This window comes from Amycolatopsis mongoliensis, from assembly GCF_030285665.1.
Taxonomy (GTDB): domain Bacteria; phylum Actinomycetota; class Actinomycetes; order Mycobacteriales; family Pseudonocardiaceae; genus Amycolatopsis; species Amycolatopsis mongoliensis.
Map to the genome: position 1 here is coordinate 2,662,245 of NZ_CP127295.1, position 21,455 is coordinate 2,683,699.

The window sequence follows — 21,455 nt, forward strand, 5'->3', positions numbered from 1 at the left end:
CTCCCGACCTCTTGTGCAGACCGTGCCCGTCGCATGACCGCTGGTGACGAGAAGGCCTGTCGGTCATGAGGCCGTCACGGTACGTGAGTCCCTCAGCCAGTGTCCCGTGACTGTTGGTAAATCTCTAGGTTCTTTCGCCGGTATCGAAGGTGTCACGGAGCTTTCCTGAACGGGTCAGACGATAGCCCGCAGTGTCTGGCCGGTCGCCCAGGAGTCACCAATGGATCATTCCGCACCCGATGGCCGGAGGACCAGAGGCAAAAGTAGCCACCTCGCGTTCGCGAGGTGGCTACTCGGTTCGCGCAGGTGGCCGGGGTCAGCCGTCGACGGCCAGGGCGTCCTCCGCGGGCGCTCGCACCACCTCCGACGCACGCTCCGCGTCCCGCTTGGCCACCTCTTCCCGCACGATCGGGATGACGTACCGGCCGAAGTCGATCGTGTCGCCGAGCATGTCGTAGCCCCGCGCCGACAGGATCTCGACGCCGAGGTCGTAGTAGTCCAGCAGCGCCTGCGCGACCGTCTCCGGCGTGCCGACCAGCGCGTTCGAGTTGCCCGCGCCGCCGGTCGCGGCCGCCGTCGGGGTCCACAGCGCGCGGTCGAACCGCTCGCCCCGGGCCGCCACCGCCAGCAGCCGCTGGGAGCCCGTGTTCTCGGGCTCGGTCAGCTTGTGCCGCCGGGTCAGCGGTTGGCCACCCTTCGTCCGGTCCTTGATCGCCCCGACCGTCGCGTACGCCTTTTCCCAGGCCAGCTCCTCGGTCGGCGCGATGATCGGGCGGAACGCGACCTGGATCCGCGGCACGTCCGTGCGGCCGGCCGCCAGCGCCGCGGCCCTCACCGACTCGATCTGCTCCGCGGTCTGGGCCAGCGGCTCGCCCCAGAGGCAGTAGATGTCCGCTTCGGCGCCTCCGGCGGCGTACGCGGCGGGCGAAGAGCCGCCGAAGGAGACGCCCGGCCGAGGCTTCTGCACCGGCTTGACGTCGCTGACGTAGTCCTTGAAGCGGTAGTACTCGCCCTCGAAGTCGAAGGGCTCGTCCGAGGTCCAGGCCTTCTTGATGATCTGGATGGCTTCGCGCGTGCGCCCGTAGCGCTCGTCCTTCGTGAGGTGGTCGCCTTCGCGCTGCTGCTCGTGGTCGTTGCCGCCGGTGATGAAGTGCACCGTGAGACGGCCGTCGGAGATCTGGTCGAGCGTCGCGAACGTCTTCGCCGCGAAGGTCGGGTACGAGACGTTCGGGCGGTGCGCGAGCAGGATCTGCAGCTTGTCGAGCTTCGTGGCGACGTACGCGGCCGCCTGCGCGGGGTCGGGTGAGCCGGAACCGTAGGCGAACAGCACCCGGTCCCAGCCGAAGTCCTCGTGCGCGCGGGCCAGGCGCAGCGTGTACTCCTTGTCGAACACCCCGCCCGAGCGGGCGTGCGTCTCCGACCCGTCGTGCGTGCCTCCGATGCCCAGGAACTCCACCGGCATTCCGTCCTCCATCCCTCGCGTCGGTACTCCCAGGGCTACGCCTGGCGCGAGGCATGCGGCAACGGAGTCCGCAGGGTGGAACTAGCGCCGGTACTTTTCGATCACCTCGATCGACGCGCGGACCTGCTCGAAGGTGGGCGGGCTCGCCCGGTTGAACACGACGGTCAGGGACCGGCGCGGGACGACCACGAACTCGACGTCGACCCCGGCCGCCTCCGACGCCGCCTCGACGACGTCCCGCCAGTGCTTCGGGTCGATCCCGTCCGGATCGGCCCACTCGTGCGCGAAGATCGCCCAGTTGCCCCTGAGCAGGGTGCCGACCACGTCCTGCGCGGTGTGGACGCGATGCGGCGGGCCGATCTCATCCGTCACGTCTTCGCGGTCGTGGTGCCGCTGCGAAGGCCCGGGCGCCTGTGTGGTCAAGGGACAAATCCGCTCCTTCAGCCGGTGTGCCCCGGGGATTCGGCGCCGGTCGCCGGAGTGTTTGGTTTTATTCCCGGAATTCCGGAGTATGGGAAGGACGCCCTGGTCGGGAGCCCCGGCGTAGCTTCGGCTGCATGGCCGAGCGCGCGCCGTTCACCCTCGCCGTCGTGGGCGCCGGACCCCGGGGGGTCGGCGTCCTCGAGCGGCTCGGCGCGAACGCCGAGCTGCGGCGCGACCGCCGGCTCGAAGTGCACCTGATCGACCCGTTCCCGCCGGGACCCGGCCGCGTGTGGCGCTACGACCAGTCGCCGCTGCTGCGGATGAACTCCATGCCCGAGGACGTCACGATGTTCACCGACGACTCGGTGAAGATGGCGGGGCCGGTGCGGCCGGGGCCGACGCTGCTGGAGTGGGCGCGGAAGGTCCGTGACGGCGCCCTCGACGCCGAAGTGCCGCCCGACGTCGTCGCCGAGCTGACCGCGCTCGACAGCTTCGACTTCCCGACCCGGCGGCTGCAGAGCGCCTACCTGACCTGGGTGTACCGCAAGATCCTCGGCGACCTGCCCGAGGGCATCGACGTCGTCGAGCATGCGGCGCGAGCCGTCGGGGTCGACGGTCCTACGGTCAGCCTGTCCGACGGTACGACCGTCGCGGCGGACGCCGTCGTCTTCACCGTCGGGCACCTCGACGCCGAACCGGACGAACGGGAGCGCGAGCTCGTGACGTTCGCCGCGCGGCACGGGCTCGCCTACTACCCGGCCGGCTACACCGCCGACGTCGACTACTCCGGCATCGCGCCGGGCGAAACCGTGCTGGTGCGCGGGTTCGGCCTGGCGTTCGTCGACCTGATGCTGCTGCTGACCGAGGGGCGCGGCGGCCGGTTCGAGGACCTGCCGTGCGGCGGCCTGCGCTACCACCCGAGCGGTGCCGAGCCGGTGCTGCACGTCGGCTCGCGGCGCGGGGTGCCCTACCACGCGAAGATCGGCTACCGGCTGCGCGGGAAACCGTTGCGGCTGCCCAGGTTCTTCGACGCCTACGCCATGGACGACCTTCCCGGGGAGGCGCTCGACTTCCGCGCGGACGTCTGGCCGCTGATCGCGAAGGAGCTGGCCTGGGGCTACTACAGCGAGCTGTTCACCGGGCACCCCGACCGCGTGCGGATGGACTTCGTCGTGTTCGCGGACACCTTCGCCGACCTGCCCTGGGATTCGCCGGGCATGCGGGACCTCATCGCGCGGGCGGTGCCCGCCGAGGCCGACCGCCTCGACCTCGACCGGCTCGACCGGCCGATGGCGGGCCGCGCGTTCGGCTCGGCGGAGGAGTTCGGCAAGGAGCTGCGGGAGTACGTCGAAGCCGACCTCGCGCGCCGGGCGGACCAGGAGTTCAGCGCCGACCTGGGTGCGTTCATGGCGTTGCTCTCGGTGTACGGCCAGCTGCCGGTGCTCGTCCAAAAAGGACGGCTCGACGCCTCTTCGCAAGTGTCCGATATGGACGGCTGGTTCCACGGGTTCTTCTCGTACTACGCCAGCGGGCCGCCGCCGCGCCGGCTGGAGGAGCTGCTGGCCCTGCACCAGGTCGGCGTGGTTTCCTTCGCCGGCGCGGACATGCGGGTGACGGCGGAGCGCGACGCGTTCGTCGCGTCCAGCGCGAGCTATCCCGGAACGGTTTCGGCGCGCACGCTGGTCGAAGCGCGGCTGCCTGGCCCGAGCGTCACGCGGGCGGCGGACGGCCTGCTCCAGCAGCTGCGCGACGCGGGCGAGCTGGCCGAGGAGACGGTCGCGGACCCGGTGACGGGCGCGTTGCTGCCGTCGGGCCGGATCCACACGCGCGTGTCGGACTCCCGCCTGCTCGACGGCACCGGCCGCCCGCACCCGCACCGCTTCGCCGTGGGCCCGCACACGAGCGCCCGCTCGGCGGCGGCGTTCACCCGGCCCCGGACGAACGCGTCGAGCTTCCGCCAGAACGACGCCGTCGCGCGCGAGATCCTGGCCCTCGTGAGTGGTTAGGGCGGTTCTAACCGCCCTAACCACTCACGAGGCCCAGGCGACCACCTCGGCGAGGACTTGCTCGGGTGGGGGCATTTTCGCGATCTCGGCCGCGATGCCCCGGGCGGTGTCGCGGGGTTTCGGGTCGGTGAGCAGGTCGCGGGCCGCTGCCTCGATCGCGGGTATCCGGATCGCGTCGCCGACCAGGGACTTCGCCGCGCCGAGTGCCGAGAGCGTTTCCGCGTTCGCGAACTGGTCGGCGCCCTGCGGCAGGATCAGCTGCGGCAGCCCGGCCGCGAGTGACGCCAGCACCGTGCCCGTGCCGCCGTGGTGCACCACCAGGCCCGCGTGCTTCAAGACCTCCGCCTGCGGCACGAACCCGGCCACCTGGACGCGAGCCGGCAGCTCGCCCAACGCCGACGGGTCGCCGGGGCCGAGCGCCACCAGCACGTCCACGTCCAGGCGGGACAGCGCGCGGATCGCGCCGCGCAGGACGTCCGTCGCGCCGAAGACCACCGTGCCCAGCGTCAGGTAGACGAAGCCGTCTTCCGGGAGCGGCGGCAGCGGGACGTCGGGGTCGAACGGCGTCGGGCGCATCCGGAACACCGTCGGCACGGACGCGGTGCCCGGGTCGCGGACGCTGTCGGGCCAGACGTCGACGCAGGCGTCGCCGAAGAGCGCGTCCGCCGGGAGCTCGCCCCAGAGCGGCCGCAGCCGTTCGGCGGCCACGGCCAGGATCTCCGGCGGCATCGACCGCCCGATCACGACCGAGACGGCCGGGATGCCCGCCCGCCGCGCCGCCACCCCGGCGCCGACGTCGCTCATGTCGTAGACGACCAGGTCGGGACGCAGTTCGGGGAGCAGCGGCGTCAGGTCGCCGAGCAGCGAGTGCGGCAGCAGCTCGGCGAACATGGTGATGCCGACGTCGAGGAAACCGGCGTCCGCACCGTGCCGCTTCTGGGCTTCGGCCTCCGCCTCGCCGATGCCGATCCCGGCGCGGTGGACCTCGAAACCGAGGTCACGCACCTGGGGCACGAACGCTTCGCCGGTGCCGAAGACGACCTCGTGACCCGCTGCCGCGGCCGCGTTCGCCAAGGGCAGCAAGGGAAACAGGTGGCCGTACGCCGGGCGGCACGTGAAGAGGATCCGCACCGCCCGAGCGTACCGGTCAGCCCTTCACGACCGGAGCGATTTGCTGCGCCCACTGCTGCGGGGCCGACGTCCCGCCGGGCAGGGAGTTGAAGTACTCCCAGCCGTCGATCCCGCCGAAGTCCGCGTACTTGCCGATGAGACTCCGCACGGTCGACTGAAGTGTCGACATGGCGACATAGCCGCTGCAGTTCGCGGGGTTGGTCACGGTCCCGGCGACGACCTTGCTCGCCGGCACGACTCCGCGCTGGATGATGCCGTCGTAGCCGGAGGTGCTGCTCAGCGAGCCCCAGCCACAGTAGAACTGCGTGTTGAACCAGGAGATCTGGCTGCCGCGGTCGCGGTAGAGCGTGTCGTAGTCGAGGCCCGAGAGCCCGCCGCCGCCGCTGAGTTCGGTCGCGACCGGAGCCAACGTCACCAGGAACGAGCTGCCGAAGTCGGCGCGCAGGGCGTCGATCAGCTTGTTGAGCGCGGCGTTGGACATGTGCTCTTCGACGTCGAGGTCGATGCCGGAGAGCGAGTACGTCCGGATGAGGTTCCGCAGCAGCGGGTAGTAGGTGTCGAACTGGGTTTCGAGCCGCTGGAAGCTGCCCGCGGCCGCCCCGCCGACGAAGGCGAGGACGTGCACACCCTGGCTGCGCAGGGTCGCGAGGTCCTGCCACATCCGCGTGAACTTCGCGGCGTCGGGCGGATCGTCGTTGAGGTGCACGACGCTGTTGGCGTCGAGGTGGATGGCCCCGACGACGACGTCCGTGGCCCCGGCGTCGCGCAGAGGCAGCGGCGAGACGTAGGTGGAGCCGTTGTAGATGGTCTGGTAGTAGACGACAACCCTGCGCCCGGCGGCGGCCGAAGCCGGCACCGCACCCGAAATCATCAGCACCAAGGCCACGAAGGCCACGCCGATCCTCCGCATGGTCCAGACCATAAGTGGCGGTGAGTGGTTGGGGAAACACCCACCGTCGAACTTGTCCGGTTTCCTGTCTCAGCTGACCTCCTGCACCGAACGCCCGGGGATCGCCGCCAGCAGCTCCTTCGTGTACTCGGCTTGAGGTGCCTCCAGCACCTGCGTGGCCGGGCCCAGCTCCACCAGCGCGCCCTCGCGCATCACGCCGACCTGGTCCGCCAACTGCCGCACCACCGCCAGGTCGTGCGAGATGAACAGGTACGACAGTCCCAGTTCCGATTGCAGGTCGGCCAGCAGCCGCAGGATCTGGGCCTGCACCGAGACGTCCAGCGCGGACACCGGCTCGTCGCACACCACCAGGTCCGGCCGCAGCGCCAACGCGCGCGCGATCGCCACCCGCTGGCGCTGGCCGCCCGACAGCTCGGCCGGCTTCCGGCGCGCCACCGACGAAGGCAGCGCGACCTGCTCCAGCAGCTCCGGGACCCGGGTGCGCGGAAGACCGAACGCCCGCAACGGCTCCGCGACGACGTCCTCGATGGAGAACTTCGGGTTCAGCGACGCATACGGGTTCTGGTAGACGACCTGCATCCGTCGCCGCAGCCTGCGCAGTTCGGCGCCGGACAACGTCGTGATGTCCTGGCCGTCGAACTCCACCGAACCCGCCGACGGCGTCTCCAGCCGGAGCACCATGCGGGCCGTCGTCGACTTGCCCGAGCCCGACTCGCCCACCAGCGCCAGGGTCTGGCCGCGCGGGATGTCGAACGAGATCCCGTCGACCGCGCGGATTCCGCCGTCGAACGTCTTCGCGAGGTCCCGGACGGAAACCAGCGGCTCGGCGGCCGGGGCGGGCGGGCGTGACGCGCTGGTCATGCTCGGCGCCGCCGCGAGCAGCTGCTGCGTATACGGGTGCGTGGGCGCGCTGACGACCGACGAACCCTCTTCGACCACCGAGCCCTGCGAGAGCACCACGATCCGCGATGCGCGGTCAGCCGCGACGCCGAGGTCGTGCGTGATCAGCAGGATCGCCGTGCCCGACTCGGCGGCCAGCGACGTCAGGTGGTCGAGGATCCGGCGCTGCACCGTGACGTCCAGCGCCGACGTCGGCTCGTCCGCGATGATCAGCTTCGGCCGCCCGGCCAGCGCCGACGCGATCAGCACGCGCTGCCGGAGCCCGCCCGACAGCTGGTGCGGGTACTGCCGCGCCCTGCGCGACGGGTCAGGGACACCCGCGCGTTCGAGCAGTTCGATCGCTTGCGCCGAGGCGGTCCGCCGGTCCGCGAGCCCGTGGATCTTCAGCACCTCCGCGACCTGGTCGCCGATCCGGTGCACGGGATTCAGCGACACCGCCGGGTCCTGCGGCACCAGCGCGATCTCGCGGCCGCGCACGCCACGCCACTGCTTGTCCGACAGGGAAAGCAGGTCGCGGCCGGCGAAGGTGATCGAGCCGCCGTCGACGCGGCCGCCGCGGGGCAGCAGGCCGATGGCCGCGTGCGCCGTGGTCGACTTGCCCGAGCCCGATTCTCCGACGATGGCGACCACCTCGCCCGCGTCGATGTCCAGGCCGACGTCACGGACGGCCGGGACCTTCCGGTACGACACGGTCAGGTCCGAAATCCGCAGCAGGGTCATCGGTCTCCTCCGTCCAGCGCGCGGGACAGCCGGTTCGCGGCGAGGACCACCGCCGCGACCGTCAGCCCCGGGAACGTCGTCATCCACCAGGCCGTGGCCAGGAAGCTGCGCCCGCCCGCGACGAGCGAGCCCCACTCCGGCGTCGGCGGCGTCGCGCCGAAGCCGAGGAAGCTCAATGCCGACACCTCGAGCACGGCCGTGCCGAGGGTGAGTGTCGCCAGGGCGAGCACCGGGCCCACTGCGTTCGGCAGCACGTGCCGCAGCAGCACGCCGGACCAGCGCACTCCGCTCGCGCGCGCCGCTTCGACGAACACGCCGTTTCGCACGCGAAGCACCTCCGCGCGCATGACTCGCGCGAAGGACGCCAGGTTCGCGATGCCGACGGCGATCGCGACGTTCGTCGTGCCGAAGCCCAGCGCCGTGACCAGGGCCAGCGACAGCAGGATCGGCGGAATGGCCAGGAAAACGTCGACGACCCGCATGATCGCGGTGTCCGCCCAGCCGCCGCGGAACCCGGCCAGCAGGCCGAGCGCCGAGCCCGCGACGAGTGCCACGAGCACGGCGATCGCGGTCGCCCGCAGCGAGAGCGACGCGCCGTGGATCACGCGCGCGTAGACGTCCCGGCCGGTTTCGTCGGTGCCGAACAGGTGGTGCAGCGACGGGCCTTGAAGCCGTTCGGCCGGGACGCCGGTGATCGGGTCGTACCCGGTCAGCAGCGTCGGTACGAAGGCCGCGAGCAGCACGAACGCCAGGACCGCGACCGCGATCGTGAGTCCCGGGCGGCGGACGACCGGGGTGGCGAGGTCAACCACGGGCCACCTCCGGGGTCCGCGCGATGCGCGGGTCGAGCAGCGGGTAGAGCAGGTCGACGATCAGGTTGAGCACCACGAACACCAGCGCGGCCAGCACGATCACCGCCTGCACCACCGGGACGTCCTGCGCGGTGACGGCGGCCGCGGTGATCCGGCCGACGCCGTCGCGGGAGAACGCCGTCTCGGTGATCACCGACCCCGCGACGAGGTTGCCCGCCACCACGCCGGCGACGGTCAGCGTCGGCACGGCGGCGTTGCGCAGGAGGTGTCCGAAGTGGACTCGCCAACGGCTCGCGCCCTTGGCCGCCGCGATCTCCGCGTACGGCTCCGCCTGCTGCGTCGCGAGGCTCTTGGCCAGCACCTGCCCGATGATCGCGCCGGTCGGCAGCGCGAGGGTGATCGCGGGCAGGATGCTCGTCTCGAAGCCCTGCGTGCCCAGCGCCGGCAGCAGCCGCAGCCGGAACGAGAAGAACTGGATCAGCAGCAGCCCGACCCAGAACGGGGGCAGCGAGATCGCCAGTGACGGCAGGGAGAGCAGCGCCTGCCGCAGCCAGCGGAACCGCGTGAACGTGCCGAGGAACGCCGAGCCGCCACCGAACACCACCGCGAACAGCAGCGCCAGACCGGTCACCGCGAGCGTCGGCGGCAACGCCGTGACGACCATGTGCGTCGCGTCGTCGCCGGTCGCGACGCTGCGGCCGAAGTCGCCGTGCAGCGCCGAGACCAGCCGTTTCAGGTACTGGACCGGCAGGGCCGAGTCGAGGCCGTACTCCGCGCGGGCGGCGGCGAGCTGCTCGGGGGTCGCCGAGGAACCTGCCTCCCCGCTGGCGAGCTTCGCCGAAACGGCGTCGCCCGGCAGCAGGTAAAGGATCAGGAACGACAGCGTGAACGCCGCCCAGAGCACGAACACCGCCTGCCCGACGCGGCGGAGGAGGTAGCGCCTCACGACAGCCACGCGTCGAAGAGCTGCAGCCGCGACGACGCCTCGAAGTCGACGGCGTGCGCCTGCGAGCTCAGCGCGACGACCTGGGTCAGCTCGAACACCGGGACGGCGTAGGCGTGGTCGACGATCAGCTTCTGCACCTCGTCGGCCGACGGCTTGCGCTTGGCGTTGTCCACAGTGGACGACTGGGTGTCGAGGGCGACGTCGAGCGGGTTGCCCGGCGTCAGCTTGCTGCGGTTGCCGGCCTTGGTGGAGAACTGGCCGCGCAGGATGTCCGGGTCGGCGCGGGTCACGTTGTACCAGAGGAAGTCGTAGTTCCCGCTGAGCTGGATCTGCGTGGTCTCGGCGGTGGTGTGCTGCTCGATCCGCAGGTCGAAGCCGATCTTGCGCAGCTGCTGCTGGACCAGCTCCAGCACGCTGCGGTTCTGGTTGAACACCGGCGAGAACACGACGGACGCGCTCAGCTTCTGCCCGTTCTTGACGCGGATCCCGTCGGGCCCGGGCGCCCAGCCGTCGCCGTCGAGCAGCGCGGCCGCGCCCTTCTGGTCGTAGGCGAGCTGCTGCGAGAGGTCGTCGTAGAGCGGTGTCGCCGAGCCGAGGATGCTGGTGGCGGGCTGGTAGCTGGCCGTCAGCACGGTGTTCACGACCTCGGTGCGGTCGACGCCCTTGAGCACGGCCTGGCGCACCTTCTCGTCGGTGAGCACGCCGCGGGTGGTGTTGGCGTGCAGGTTGAACACGACGCCGGGGTTGGGCCGGATGTTCTCGCTGAAGCCGTTGCCCTTGAACTGCGGCTCGTCGACCGGCTGGATGTCGGTGGCCGCGTCGAGCTGGCCGGACGCGAGGCTGCCGGTGCGGACGCCGGGCTCCGGCACGATCTTGTAGTCGATCTTGTCGAGGTAGGCCTCGCCCTGGTGCTTGAACAGCGACGAGCCCCACGCGTAGCCCTTGCGCTTGGCCAGGACGATCTCCTGGTTCTGCTTCAGGCTTTCGAAGACGAACGGCCCGGAGCCGATCAGGCCGGTGCCCTGGCAGCGCTGCTCCGGCGTCTTCTTGAACGCCGCCGGCGCGAGGACGCCGAGCGACATCGTCGAGCTGGCCTGCAGGAACTGGGCGCTGGGCGAGGAGAACTCGATCCGTACGGTCCGCGGGTCGACGACCGTCGACGTCTTGTACGCGGCGAGGTAGCCGTAGCCGAGCTGGGCTTTCGTGCCGAGAGCTTTGATGCCGTCGAAGCTCGTCTTCACCGCGGCGGCGTCGACCGGGCTGCCGTCGGAGAACGTCGCGCCGGGACGCAGGTGGAAGGTGAACGCCGTCGAGTCGGCGTTGATCTCCCACTTCTCGGCCAGCCACGGCTTGATCTCGCCGGTCTTCGGGTCCTGGTCGGTGAGCGAGTCGACCAGCTGGCGCGCGACGTTGATGGAGGCGTTCGTCGCGGTCTGCTGCGGGTCGATGCAGTCGGGCGCGGACGAGATGCCGAGCCTGAGCGTGCCGCCGGGCTTCGGCGGGCCGGCGTCGGCGGCTTGTTCGGTGCCGGCGGCGGAGCAGGCGGTCAGCAGGACGGGCAGGGCGAGCAGGGCCGCGGCGTTGCGGGCGCGGGAAAGGGGGTACACCGGACGGCCTCCAGCGGGGAGCGGTTGCGTCTTCGATGAGCGACGCTAACCACGCGCTGAAGGCCGTCCCACAAGCTGAACCGGAGTCCCAAACCCTGGCACCGCAACGAATCCGCCTTGACTTCGCGCCGGTGCGAGTGTCGTGAGTGTTTAGGGCGGTTCTAACCGCCCTAAACACTCACGACGGGGTCAGCAGCGGCCGAGCATGTCCGTCAGGGCGGACTTCTCGGCGGTGTTGATCGTCAGCTTGAACTTGTACTTCACCGCGGTCCACATCTTCGCGTAGGTGCACCAGTAGCTGGTGAGCGGCGGCTTCCACTGGTCGGGCGACTTGTCGCCCTTCTCCTGGTTGACGTTGTCCGTCACGGCGATCAGCTGCGGGTCGGTGAGGTCGTTCGCGAACGCCTGGCGCTGCGCGGTCGTCCACGCCGACGCACCGGTGCGCCACGCGTCCGCCAGCGGCACTACGTGGTCGATGTCCACATCGGACGTCGCGGTCCAGGTCTCGCCGTCGTACGGGCTGAACCAGCTGCCGGAGGTGGCCGCGCAGTCCGACCCGGTGACGACGTTCGTGCCGTCGCGCTTGAGGACCACCTCGCGGGTGTTGCAGCTGTTGCCCTGGTCGATCCAGTGCGGGAACTTGTCCCGGCTGTAGCCGGTCTGGGAACCGTCGGCCTTGACGGTCAGGGCCGCGAGCTCGGTCTTCGCCGTCGAGGCCGACGGGATGCCCGGCGGGGTGGCGTCGGCGACGCTCACGAGCGTGCCGGAGAGCACGGCGGTGGCCGCGAGAACGGTCAAGGAATGACGAACAGCACGCCTGGTTGGCATTTTGCTGCCTCCGTGTCAGGTGCGGGGACAGCTAACCCTGATACACGGGAGTGGCGAGTGCAACACGTATAGGTGACATGTTGCTGCCCGTTGATGAACGCTGCGTTTCCGCGCGTGCACTCAAGGGTGAAAATCCCAGGTCAGGCCGGACCGCGAACCAGCCGAAGGTCTTGGGTGTGCCGGTACCAGGTCCACTTGTTCACCGCGCGCTCGTGGACGACGTCGTCGCTGACGGGCCGCGTCGGGATGCACCCGATCTGGAACGCGCGCGCGTAGAACGTCGTCGGCCGCTTGAAGATGGTCCCCTTCACGACGCGGACGGCCAGGCCCGGCCCCTCCGGGTCCGGTGTCACCTCGATCGACGACGCCGGCCCGCGCAGTGCCACCTGTTCGTCGGCGTAGGCCACGCCGCGGACCAGCCGCAGCTCCCCGCGCCCGACGAGCACGCCGCCGACGTCGTCGCGGATCAGCGGCACCGGGTCGACCTCGCCGCGCAGGGCCAGCGCGACGGCCTGCAACGGCGTCCTCGGCAGCCCCCAGAGCGCGGCGACCGCCGAGTCCGGCGAAGACGGCACGTACCCGACCGACACGCCCGAAAGCGCGTCCTTCCGCAGCAGGCGCACGACGACCGCGGCCAGGTCAGCGTCCGTGCCCGACACGACCAGGTGATCGTGTTCGCCCAGCAAGGGGTCGATTTCCGCCTTGCCGGGACGGCTGGGGACGCGGATCGACTCGACGTCGTCGACCTCTTCGAAGCCGGCCGCGGCGTCGCCACAGGCCACCACTAGTCCGCGCACCCGCAGGACCTCCGTTACAGTCATGCACCGGCATTTCGTCAGCGCCACCGGTGTCCGTCCGGGACACTTAACCTCAGTCGTCGAACACCTGGAGTGTCACATGCCGGCCATCGTGCTCATCGGTGCCCAATGGGGAGACGAAGGCAAGGGCAAAGCCACCGATCTCATGGGTGACCGCGTCCAGTGGGTCGTCCGCTACCAGGGTGGCAACAACGCCGGTCACACGGTGGTCCTGCCGAACGGCGAGAACTTCGCCCTGCACCTCATCCCGTCCGGCATCCTCACCCCGGGCGTGACGAACGTCATCGGCAACGGCGTGGTGGTCGACCCGGGCGTGCTGCTCGACGAGCTGTCCGGCCTCGAAGCGCGGGACGTCGACACGTCCAAGCTGCTGATCTCGGCCGACGCGCACTTGATCATGCCGTACCACGTGGCCATCGACAAAGTCACCGAGCGGTACCTCGGCAGCCGCAAGATCGGCACCACCGGCCGCGGCATCGGCCCGTGCTACCAGGACAAGATCGCCCGCGTCGGCGTCCGCGTGCAGGACCTGCTCGACGAGAAGATCTTCCGCCAGAAGGTCGAAGCCGCGCTGGAGTTCAAGAACCAGGTGCTGGTGAAGGTCTACAACCGCAAGGCGCTCGACGCGAACCAGGTCGCGGACGAGGTGCTCGCCGCGGGCGAGAAGTTCGCGCACCGCATCGCCGACACGCGCCTGCAGCTCAACCAGGCCCTCGAGCGCGGCGAAACCGTGCTGCTGGAGGGCTCACAGGGCACGCTGCTCGACGTCGACCACGGCACCTACCCGTTCGTGACGTCGTCGAACCCGACGTCCGGCGGCGCGAGCGCGGGCTCCGGCATCGGCCCGGGCCGGATCACCACGGTGCTCGGCATCCTCAAGGCGTACACCACCCGCGTCGGCTCGGGCCCGTTCCCGACCGAGCTGCACGACGAGTCCGGCGAGTACCTGCGCAAGCAGGGCGGCGAGTTCGGCGTCACCACCGGACGTTCGCGGCGCACCGGCTGGTTCGACGCGGTGATCGCGCGCTACGCGGTCCGCGTGAACGGCATCACCGACTACTTCCTCACCAAGCTGGACGTGCTGTCCGGGCTGGAGAAGGTGCCGGTGTGCGTCGGCTACGAGGTCGACGGGTTCCGCACGCAGGACATGCCGATGACGCAGACCGACGTGCACCACGCGATCCCGATCTACGAAGAGCACCCGGGCTGGTTCGAGGACATCTCGGGCTGCCGCACGTTCGAGGAGCTGCCGGCGAACGCGCGCGCGTACGTCGAGCGCCTGGAAGAGCTGTCGGGCGCCCGGATCTCGGCGATCGGCGTCGGCCCGGGCCGCGACCAGACGATCGTGCGGCACGAGTTCGTCTGAGGTTTCAGGTCAGCTTCGTGCTGACCGGCGTCTCGTTGCGGAACAGGTCGAGCACCGGGCAGTGCTCGTCGACCTCGCGCTTGAGGTCTTCGTAGCGCTCCCGGCTCGCCGGGCCTTCCAGCTCGACGGACACGCGCACGTCCCCGAAGCCGGGGCGGGTGTTGAAGGAGAAGCCGAAGAAGCCGTGCAGGTCGAGGTCGCCGTCGACGGTGACCTTGACGGAGTCGAGCGGAATCCCGCGCTTCGCCGCCCAGAACTGGTACGTGATCACCTGGCACGACCCGAGGGCGGCGAGCGCGAGCTCGACGGGGTTGGCGGCCTGATCGGTCCCGCCGAGCGCGGGCGGCTCGTCGACGGTGAAGCTGTGGTCCCGGACCTTGACGTGCACTTCGGTCGTGGTCCCGGGCTTGAGGGCGTTGGCCACGCTGAAGGAGACGGCGGCGTTGTGCGGGTCCGCGTCGACGGCCTTGCGGGTGCCTTCGATGACGTCGGTCAGCGACATGGGGGCTCCTCGATGATCGGTATTTCGCCACAGGGTGGGCGATTTCGTAAGCGCTCGCTCGGGTTCTCAAGTCCTGGGAGCGCGGGTGCCCGGGATGCGGAAGCACTCGACCGGGGGACGCGAGGACGGTAACGCCGGCGGTAACGGGGCGATAACGAGAGGGCAGGCACAGCAGGAGAGCCCTTTCGTGGAGGCGCACAGCGTGGAGACGTACAGCCGAGGTCCGATCGACGTGACCCGGGTCGCCGGGTTCCGCACCGGCACTGCCGATCCCGACGACCTCCGGCGCGCCGTCACCGCATCGCCCGGCTACGCGCGGGCCGCCGCCGATCAGCGGGCGGCGGTGCTCGAGCTCGTCCTGCAGACAGGCACCACCGAGCCGCGACGCCGTCTTCGCTCCCTGAAACGGCTTCTGGCTCGCCGGCGCTGACCCCGCGTTTCCCACGCGCTGGGAACGCGGAAATCGGTCGCGCCGGTCGCTAGCTTGGGATCATGACCATCGGAGTCACGCTTCCGTCCGGCGACACCGGGTCGGCGCCGAACCTCGTCGACGAACTACTCGCCCAGACCCGGCAAGCCGCCGAGGCCGGCTTGAGGTCCGTCTGGTTCTCGCAGCTCCCCCTCAGCCAGGACGCCATCGCCGTCGCCGCGCTCGCCGGGCGGGAAGTGCCCGGGATCGAGGTCGGGACCTCCGTCGTGCCGACCTACCCGCGGCACCCGCTGCTCGTCGCGAGCGCCGCGCTGACCGCGCAAGCCGCCACCGGCGGGCGGTTCACCCTCGGCATCGGGCTCGGGTCGAAGGGCTTCCTCGGCCCGGTTTACGGCGTCGAGTACCCGCCGCCGATCCGGCACCTGCGCGAGTACCTGACCGTGCTGAAACGCGTTTTCGCCGGGGAAGCCGTCGACTTCGAGGGCGAGACCGTCACCGCGAAAGTACCGGAACCGTCCACAGTGGCCGGTGGCGGCGACATCCCGGTCATCGTCGCCGCGATGGGGCCGCAGGCGCTGCGCGTCACCGGGGAGCTCGCCGACGGCACCCTGCCCTTCCTCGCCGGGCCGAGAGCGCTTTCCGAACTCATCGTCCCCGCCATCCCGGACGGCAAGCGCATCATCGCCGCCGTCCCGGCCGTCGTCACCCACGAGCCGGACGAAGTGCGGAAAAAGGCCGTCGAGCAGATGTCCTTCTACGGCCGGATCCCGTCCTACCGGAAGATCCTCGACGTCGAAGGCGTCGAGCACGCCGCCGACCTCGCGGTCATCGGCGACGAGAAGACCGTCCTCGAAGGGCTCCAGCGGTACTACGACGCCGGCGCGACGGACGTCCTCGTCTCGCAGACCGGCATCCGTTCGGCCGAAGAACGCCGACGGACCTGGGAGGTGATCAGCTCACTCGGTTCGTGAGCGTCGTCGACACCGACAGCTCCTCCAGGTCCAGCTCCCGCAGCACCTTCCGCAGGATCTCGTCGTCGAGCCGGCCCGCGCGGTTCTCCTCCAGCATCGCCTTGCGCTGGGTGATGAGCAGCTCCCGCCGGGCCTTCGCGAACTGGGCCTGGGGACTTCCGGAGCGCTCCTCGCCCGACAACGTGATCGCCGCCTTCGCGAACCGGTACCGCGTGTCGACCAGCCGTTCCAGCCGCTGCTTCAGCCGCTCGACCTTCTCGGGCGGCAGGTCCAGCGACGCGAGCCGGTCGCGGCTGATCTCCCGCAGCCGTTCGTGCGCCGCCTTCTGCGCGACTTCGCGCGCGGCCAGCTCTTCGGCTTCGTCGCGCGACGCCTCGGACGGGTCCTGCACCTTCAGCACCCGGATCAGCGGCGGCAGCGTCAGCCCCTGGACCAGCACCGTCCCGATCGCCACCGCGAACGCGAACAGCTGGATCTCTTCGCGGCCCGGGGTGCCGGCGGGCACTCCGGCGGCCGCGGCCAGCGTGACGACGCCGCGCATGCCGGTCCACGAGAGCACCGCCAGCGATCGCCACGGCGGCGCCGCGCGCCCGCGGCCGAACAGCCGCAACGTCCGCGGCAGGAACGCGAAGACGAACACCGCCGGGATCCGCACCAGCATCGTCACGAGGAGCACGACCAGCGCGACCAGCGCGAGCGTGCCGTTGTCGCGGGCCGCGTGCTGGGCGTCGTCGAGCACGAACGGCAGCTGCAGCCCCATCAGCGCGAACACCAGCGCCTCCAGCAGGACGTCGATGGACGCCCACACCGATCTGTCCTGCATGCGCGTCGCGGGGGAGGCGTAGAGCGAGCGGTTCCCCAGGTACAGCCCGGCCGCGACGACGGCGAGCACGCCGGATCCGCTGAACTCCGGGCCGAACGGGTGCAGGTGCTCGGCGGTGACGTACGCGCCGAACGGCACGATGATCCCGAACGCCGACTCCAGCAGCGGGTCGTCGAGCAGGCGCCGGACCAGCACCACGACCGCGCCGATCGCCAGGCCGACCGCGATGCCCAGCACGGTCGCCACCCCGAACACCGCGAGCCCGTGCCCGGCCGAGCCCGCGATGCCCGCGACCGCGGCGAGCGCGACCTTGTACAGCGTCAGCGCGGCGGCGTCGTTGACCAGGCTTTCCCCGGTCAGCACGGTCATCAGGCGCCGGGGCAGCCCGAGCTTGCGCCCAATCGCCACCGCCGTCACCGCGTCCGGCGGCGCCACCACCGCGCCGAGGACCAGTGCCGAGGCGAACGGCACGTCCGGCAGCAGCAGGTGCACGACGAAGGCGACGGCCACCGCGGTCACCGCGACCAGCACCACGCCGAGTGCGACGATCGGCCGCAGGTTGGTCTTGAAGTGCGTCACCGAGCTTTCGAGCGACGTCGAGTAGAGCAGCGGCGGCAGCACGACCGTGAGGATCAGTTCCGGCTCCAGCTCCAGCCGCGGCACGCCGGGGATCAGCGCGACCCCGAGCGCGACGACCACCACCAGCAAGGGCGCGGACAGGTTGTAGCGGCGGGCGAGCGCGGTCAGCGCCAGCGAGCCGGCGAGCACGCCCATCAGCGTCAGGATCTCCACGCGCGTGATCTTTGCGCAGGTGGGAGCCGTGCGCTCGGCTTCCGTTCAATGGAAGTGACCTGGATTACCCCGGGGCTGCTGTGCATACTTGTGCGCAATACGCACAGATGTGCGGATCACGTGCACCGACGCACAACCGGAGGTTCCCCATGTCCCCTGGCGCCCGCTCCTGGGTCGTGCCCCTGGCCTGGACCGCCGTCCTGCTCGACGGGTTCGACCTGGTCGTGCTCGGCTCCGTGTTGCCCGTGCTGCTGCGCGACCACGTCTGGGGCCTGACGCCCGCCGTGGCGTCGGTCGTCTCGACCGTCGGCCTGGCCGGGATGATGCTGGGCGGGCTGGCGATCGGGACCATCACCGACGTCATCGGCCGCCGGAAGTCGCTGATCATCTCCGTGACGCTGTTCTCGCTGTGCACGCTGTTGTGCGCCTTCGCGCCGTCGACGTTCGTCTTCGGCCTGCTGCGGTTCGTCGCCGGGCTCGGCCTCGGCGGCTGCCTGCCGACGGCCATCACGCTCGTCACGGAGTACGCGCGCCGCGGCAAGGCGGGCAGCGCGACGACCACGGTGATGACCGGCTACCACGTCGGCGCGGTGCTGACGGCGCTGCTGGGCATCGTGCTCATCGCGCCGCTGGGCTGGCGCGCGATGTTCGTCGCCGGGGCGATCCCCGCGGTCGTGCTGGTTCCGCTGATGCTGAAGTTCCTGCCGGAGTCCGAGTCGTTCCAACGGGTCCGCGAGACCGAGCGTTCGGCCGGGCACGCCGTCGCCGGCCTGTTCCGGGGCGGCCTGCTGCGCGCGACGATCGCGTTCTGGGTGACGTCGTTCATGGGCCTGCTGCTGGTGTACGGCCTGAACACCTGGCTGCCGGAGATCATGCGCCAGGCCGGTTACCCGCTGGGAGCCGCGCTGAGCCTGCTGCTGACGCTGAACCTCGGGGGCATCGCCGGCCTGCTCGTCGCGGGCCGGGTCGCCGACCGCGTCGGCATCCGGCCGTCGGCCATCGTCTGGTTCTGCGCGGGTGCGGTGTTCCTCGCGCTGCTGAGCGTGAAGCTGCCCGCCGCCGGGCTGTACGCGGCGGTGTTCCTGACCGGCTGCTTCGTGTTCAGCGCGCAGGTGCTGGTGTACGCCTACATCGGCCGGGTCTACCCGGACGCGATCCGCGCGACCGGCCTCGGCTGGTCGGCCGGCATCGGCCGGATCGGCGCGATCAGCGGCCCGATCCTCGGCGGCGCGCTGCTGACGGCGGGCATCGCGTACCCGTGGGGCTTCTACGCGTTCGCCGGCGTCGGCGCCCTGGGCGCGGCGGCGGTCACGGTGGTCCGCCCGGGCCGCGACGTCCGAGCCGAAGAACCCGCCCCGGCGCCGGAGTCACGCCCCGCCACCACCTAAAGCCGTGAATGTCGCATTGAGGGACTTAGAGTCCCTCAATGCGACATTCACGGACCGTCAGCCGAGTTCCTTGAGCTCCTGTTCCACGGCCTCGAGTTCCGCGGCGGTGCCCTGGACCTTGGGGCCCTTGAACCACTTCCGGGCCGAGAGCACCCACCACAAGGCCGCGCCGCCGAGGACCACCAGGAACGCGATCGGCGTGTAGTTGAACGAGTCTGCCGTCACCGGGGAAACCTGCGGCAGCATGAACAACACGAAGATCAGCGCGACCCACGTGGTCGCGACGATCCCGACCGGCTTGCCCCAGCGGCCGAGGTGCCACGGCCCGCGCTCGAAGCCGTCGCCCTGGCGGACGCGCAGGAACACCGGGATCACGTACGCCACGTACAGCCCCACCACGGCGATCGACGTCACCGCCGCGTAGGCCGTCGCGCTCCAGAGGTACGGCAGCGCCAGGACCAGTGCTCCGCCCGCACCCAGCCAGACGGCGTTGGTCGGGGTCTGCGTCCGTTTGTTGATCTTGTGCCAGAAGTTCGACCCCGGGATCGCGCCGTCGCGGGCGAACGCGTAGATCATCCGCGAGTTCGCCGTCACCGATGCCATGCCGCAGAACAGCTGCGCACCGATGCAGATCAGCAGCAGGAACTTGCCGGTGACCGCGCCGGTCGCGTCGATGAAGATCTGCGCGGGCGGGACGCCGGTGGCCGAGCCGACCGCGCCGTCGTAGTCCTGGATCGCGAACGTCAGGCCGATCAGCAGGACCCAGCCGGCGACGAGCGAGACCACGATCGACATGACGATGCCGCGCGGCCCGGCCGTCGCCGCGCTCTTCGTCTCCTCGGTCATGTGCGCCGACGCGTCGTACCCGGTCAGCGTGTACTGCGCCACCAGAAGACCCAGCGCAAAGACGTAGAACGCCGAGCCCCAGCCCGTCTGGTTCACGAAGCTGCCGAAGACGAACGACGCGTCCTGGTGCTTGGCCGGCACGAAGACCAGCACGCCGACGATCGTCAGCACGCCGATGAGGTGCCACCACACGCTGACGTTGTTGAGGATCGCCACGATCCGGACGCCGAAGGTGTTCAGCAGGCCGTGCACCACGAGGATGATCGCGAGCAGCAGGATCGTGTGGCCCGGTGTCGCGGTGAAGCCCCACTGCAGGTCGAGGAACGCGTTGAGGAAGAGCGCCGCGCCGAAGTCGATGCCCGCGGTGACGGCGATCTGCCCGACGAGGTTGAACCAGCCGGTGAACCACGACCACGCGGGGCCGTTCTTCCGCGCCAGCCGCGCCGCCCAGTAGTACAGCCCGCCCGCGGTCGGGTAGCTGGAGCAGACCTCGGCCATGCCGAGCCCGACCAGGATGACGAACACCCCGACCAGCGGCCAGCCCCAGATCATCGCGGCCGGCCCGCCCGTCTTCATGCCGAACCCGTAGAGCGTCAGGCAGCCGGACAGGATGGAGATGATGGTGAACGAGACGGCGAAGTTCGAGAACCCCGACATCGTGCGCTTGAGCTCTTGCGCGTAGCCGAGCTGGTGCAGCCGCGCGCTGTCCTCGTCGGTGTGGTCGGGGGTGGTCTGCTGGTCGGAAACGTCCATTCGGGCACCTCTTGAAAGGTATGCGGCCAGACCATTGAATTCGCCGAAAGTAGCCCCGGTGCCCGGGGGTGTCAAGCCTTCGTCAAATACTCGTCCAGCCGGCGCAGGAGAGGCCCGCCACCACGGTGATCGTTCGAGATCAGCGTCGCGGTGACGCCGGAGGACGGCTGGTGCAGGCTCACGAACGTGACGCCGTGGTCGCCGCCCTCCAGCCGGACCACGCCCGGCCGCGGCAGCCAGAAGCCGAGCCCGTAGCCGTCCGCGTGCGGCTTCAGCGCCCGGTCCACCCACTCGCGCGGCACGATCCGGCCGCCGAGCAGGGCTGGCCAGAACTTCCGGAGGTCCGGTGCGCTGCTGTAGATCCCGCCGTCGCCGAAGCCGACGACCGGCAGGCTGAACACGTTGGTGCGGCCGTCTTCCAGGTAGCCGGTGGCCGTCCGGCCGGGCAGCGCGTCCGACCGGAGGAACGCGGTGTCGGTCATCCCCGCGGGCTCGGTCACGCGGGTCCGGACGAGGTCCGGGAAAGGTGTGCCCGCGACCCGTTCGGCGATCAGGGCCAGGACGGCGAACGCGCCGTTGTTGTAGTGGAACCGCTCGCCGGGCGGGAACTGCTGCGGGAACCCGTCGAGCGCGGCGAGGTAGTCGGCCGATGTGACGAGGCCAGGTGGGGTCTCGGGCGGGTTTTCGTCGTCGCAGTAGTCGCCGATACCGGACGTGTGCGTCAGCAGGTGCTCGACGGTCACGCGGTCGTCGATCAGCGGCAGGTCCGCCCCGAGGACCTGGCGGGCCCGCGTGCCGAGCGCGAGCCGGCCCTCGGCGGCCAAGCCGATGACGACGAGTGCGGTGAACCCCTTGGTGCCGCTGGCGATCGCGAACCGCGTGTCGACGGTGTTCTCGACGCCGTGGGCGCGGTGGGCGTACCCGGACGCCTCGGCGAGCAGCGTCCGGTCGCCGCGGCTGACCAGCACCACACCGGAAAAGGGCGCTTCCATGGACCCAGCGTCCACGGAAGCGCCCTCCC

At 70.5% G+C, this 21,455-nt stretch carries 19 protein-coding genes; 5 read left to right on the forward strand and 14 right to left on the reverse strand.

The genetic code is table 11. The features are described from left to right. Positions 1-316 precede the first annotated feature (316 nt). Together QRX60_RS12905 and QRX60_RS12910 are read right to left on the reverse strand one after the other, a co-directional pair. Positions 317-1,462, reverse strand: coding sequence for an LLM class flavin-dependent oxidoreductase (locus tag QRX60_RS12905; RefSeq protein WP_286001016.1), 1,146 nt, complete (start codon positions 1,460-1,462; stop codon positions 317-319). Between the two features lie 81 nt (positions 1,463-1,543). Beyond that, entirely contained in the window at positions 1,544-1,885 is a 342-nt protein-coding gene (locus QRX60_RS12910) for a hypothetical protein (RefSeq protein WP_286001017.1), read from the reverse strand. Positions 1,886-2,019: 134 nt separating this feature from the next. Between QRX60_RS12910 and QRX60_RS12915 the strand changes: the two genes are divergently transcribed. Beyond that, a complete protein-coding gene (locus tag QRX60_RS12915; RefSeq protein ID WP_286001018.1) occupies positions 2,020-3,891 on the forward strand; it encodes an FAD/NAD(P)-binding protein in 1,872 nt (623 codons plus the stop codon). Between the two features lie 24 nt (positions 3,892-3,915). Here QRX60_RS12915 and QRX60_RS12920 read toward each other — a convergent pair whose 3' ends face one another. The 8 genes from QRX60_RS12920 to QRX60_RS12955 form a co-directional block, all read right to left on the reverse strand. Continuing rightward, positions 3,916-5,022, reverse strand: a complete 1,107-nt coding sequence (locus QRX60_RS12920; protein WP_286001019.1) for a glycosyltransferase — start codon at positions 5,020-5,022, stop codon at positions 3,916-3,918. Positions 5,023-5,038: 16 nt separating this feature from the next. After that, complete coding sequence (locus QRX60_RS12925) at positions 5,039-5,932, reverse strand: glycosyl hydrolase family 18 protein (RefSeq protein ID WP_286001020.1); 894 nt, start codon at positions 5,930-5,932, stop codon at positions 5,039-5,041. 69 nt (positions 5,933-6,001) lie between these two features. Then, positions 6,002-7,552 (reverse strand): ABC transporter ATP-binding protein, encoded by a 1,551-nt coding sequence (locus QRX60_RS12930; protein ID WP_286001021.1) that lies wholly within the window; start codon positions 7,550-7,552, stop codon positions 6,002-6,004. After that, complete coding sequence (locus QRX60_RS12935; protein WP_286001022.1) at positions 7,549-8,364, reverse strand: ABC transporter permease; 816 nt, start codon at positions 8,362-8,364, stop codon at positions 7,549-7,551. Before QRX60_RS12935 ends, QRX60_RS12930 begins: the two co-directional genes overlap by 4 nt. Beyond that, entirely contained in the window at positions 8,357-9,310 is a 954-nt protein-coding gene (locus tag QRX60_RS12940; protein ID WP_286001023.1) for an ABC transporter permease, read from the reverse strand. The genes QRX60_RS12935 and QRX60_RS12940 overlap by 8 nt, the downstream gene beginning before the upstream one ends. Continuing rightward, a complete protein-coding gene (locus QRX60_RS12945; RefSeq protein ID WP_286001024.1) occupies positions 9,307-10,917 on the reverse strand; it encodes an ABC transporter substrate-binding protein in 1,611 nt (536 codons plus the stop codon). Before QRX60_RS12945 ends, QRX60_RS12940 begins: the two co-directional genes overlap by 4 nt. A gap of 189 nt (positions 10,918-11,106) precedes the next feature. After that, positions 11,107-11,745, reverse strand: coding sequence for an HNH endonuclease family protein (locus tag QRX60_RS12950; RefSeq protein WP_286001025.1), 639 nt, complete (start codon positions 11,743-11,745; stop codon positions 11,107-11,109). Positions 11,746-11,885: 140 nt separating this feature from the next. Next, the gene (locus QRX60_RS12955; RefSeq protein WP_286003576.1) at positions 11,886-12,530 is read right to left on the reverse strand and encodes a hypothetical protein; all 645 of its coding nucleotides are present in this window, start codon (positions 12,528-12,530) and stop codon (positions 11,886-11,888) included. Positions 12,531-12,642: 112 nt separating this feature from the next. On the opposite strand from QRX60_RS12955, the gene QRX60_RS12960 reads away from it, so the two are divergent. Further along, positions 12,643-13,929: an adenylosuccinate synthase gene (locus tag QRX60_RS12960; RefSeq protein WP_286001026.1), complete on the forward strand. Its 1,287-nt coding sequence runs from the start codon at positions 12,643-12,645 to the stop codon at positions 13,927-13,929. Between the two features lie 4 nt (positions 13,930-13,933). Here QRX60_RS12960 and QRX60_RS12965 read toward each other — a convergent pair whose 3' ends face one another. Beyond that, complete coding sequence (locus QRX60_RS12965; RefSeq protein ID WP_286001027.1) at positions 13,934-14,431, reverse strand: OsmC family protein; 498 nt, start codon at positions 14,429-14,431, stop codon at positions 13,934-13,936. Between the two features lie 187 nt (positions 14,432-14,618). Here QRX60_RS12965 and QRX60_RS12970 point away from each other — a divergent pair, with 187 nt between their 5' ends. Continuing rightward, the gene (locus tag QRX60_RS12970; RefSeq protein ID WP_286001028.1) at positions 14,619-14,861 is read left to right on the forward strand and encodes a hypothetical protein; all 243 of its coding nucleotides are present in this window, start codon (positions 14,619-14,621) and stop codon (positions 14,859-14,861) included. 62 nt (positions 14,862-14,923) lie between these two features. Next, positions 14,924-15,832: a TIGR03564 family F420-dependent LLM class oxidoreductase gene (locus QRX60_RS12975; RefSeq protein WP_286001029.1), complete on the forward strand. Its 909-nt coding sequence runs from the start codon at positions 14,924-14,926 to the stop codon at positions 15,830-15,832. Here the strand turns inward: QRX60_RS12975 and QRX60_RS12980 are convergent. Further along, positions 15,813-17,447, reverse strand: coding sequence for a Na+/H+ antiporter (locus tag QRX60_RS12980; protein WP_286001030.1), 1,635 nt, complete (start codon positions 17,445-17,447; stop codon positions 15,813-15,815). The genes QRX60_RS12975 and QRX60_RS12980 overlap by 20 nt on opposite strands. A gap of 149 nt (positions 17,448-17,596) precedes the next feature. Here QRX60_RS12980 and QRX60_RS12985 point away from each other — a divergent pair, with 149 nt between their 5' ends. Beyond that, the gene (locus tag QRX60_RS12985) at positions 17,597-18,835 is read left to right on the forward strand and encodes an MFS transporter (protein WP_286001031.1); all 1,239 of its coding nucleotides are present in this window, start codon (positions 17,597-17,599) and stop codon (positions 18,833-18,835) included. A 57-nt stretch (positions 18,836-18,892) separates the two neighbouring features. Here the strand turns inward: QRX60_RS12985 and QRX60_RS12990 are convergent, their stop codons facing one another. Continuing rightward, entirely contained in the window at positions 18,893-20,434 is a 1,542-nt protein-coding gene (locus tag QRX60_RS12990) for an amino acid permease (protein ID WP_286001032.1), read from the reverse strand. Positions 20,435-20,505: 71 nt separating this feature from the next. Further along, on the reverse strand, positions 20,506-21,426 hold the full coding sequence (locus QRX60_RS12995) for a serine hydrolase domain-containing protein (RefSeq protein WP_286001033.1): 921 nt from the start codon (positions 21,424-21,426) through the stop codon (positions 20,506-20,508). Positions 21,427-21,455: the final 29 nt, after the last annotated feature.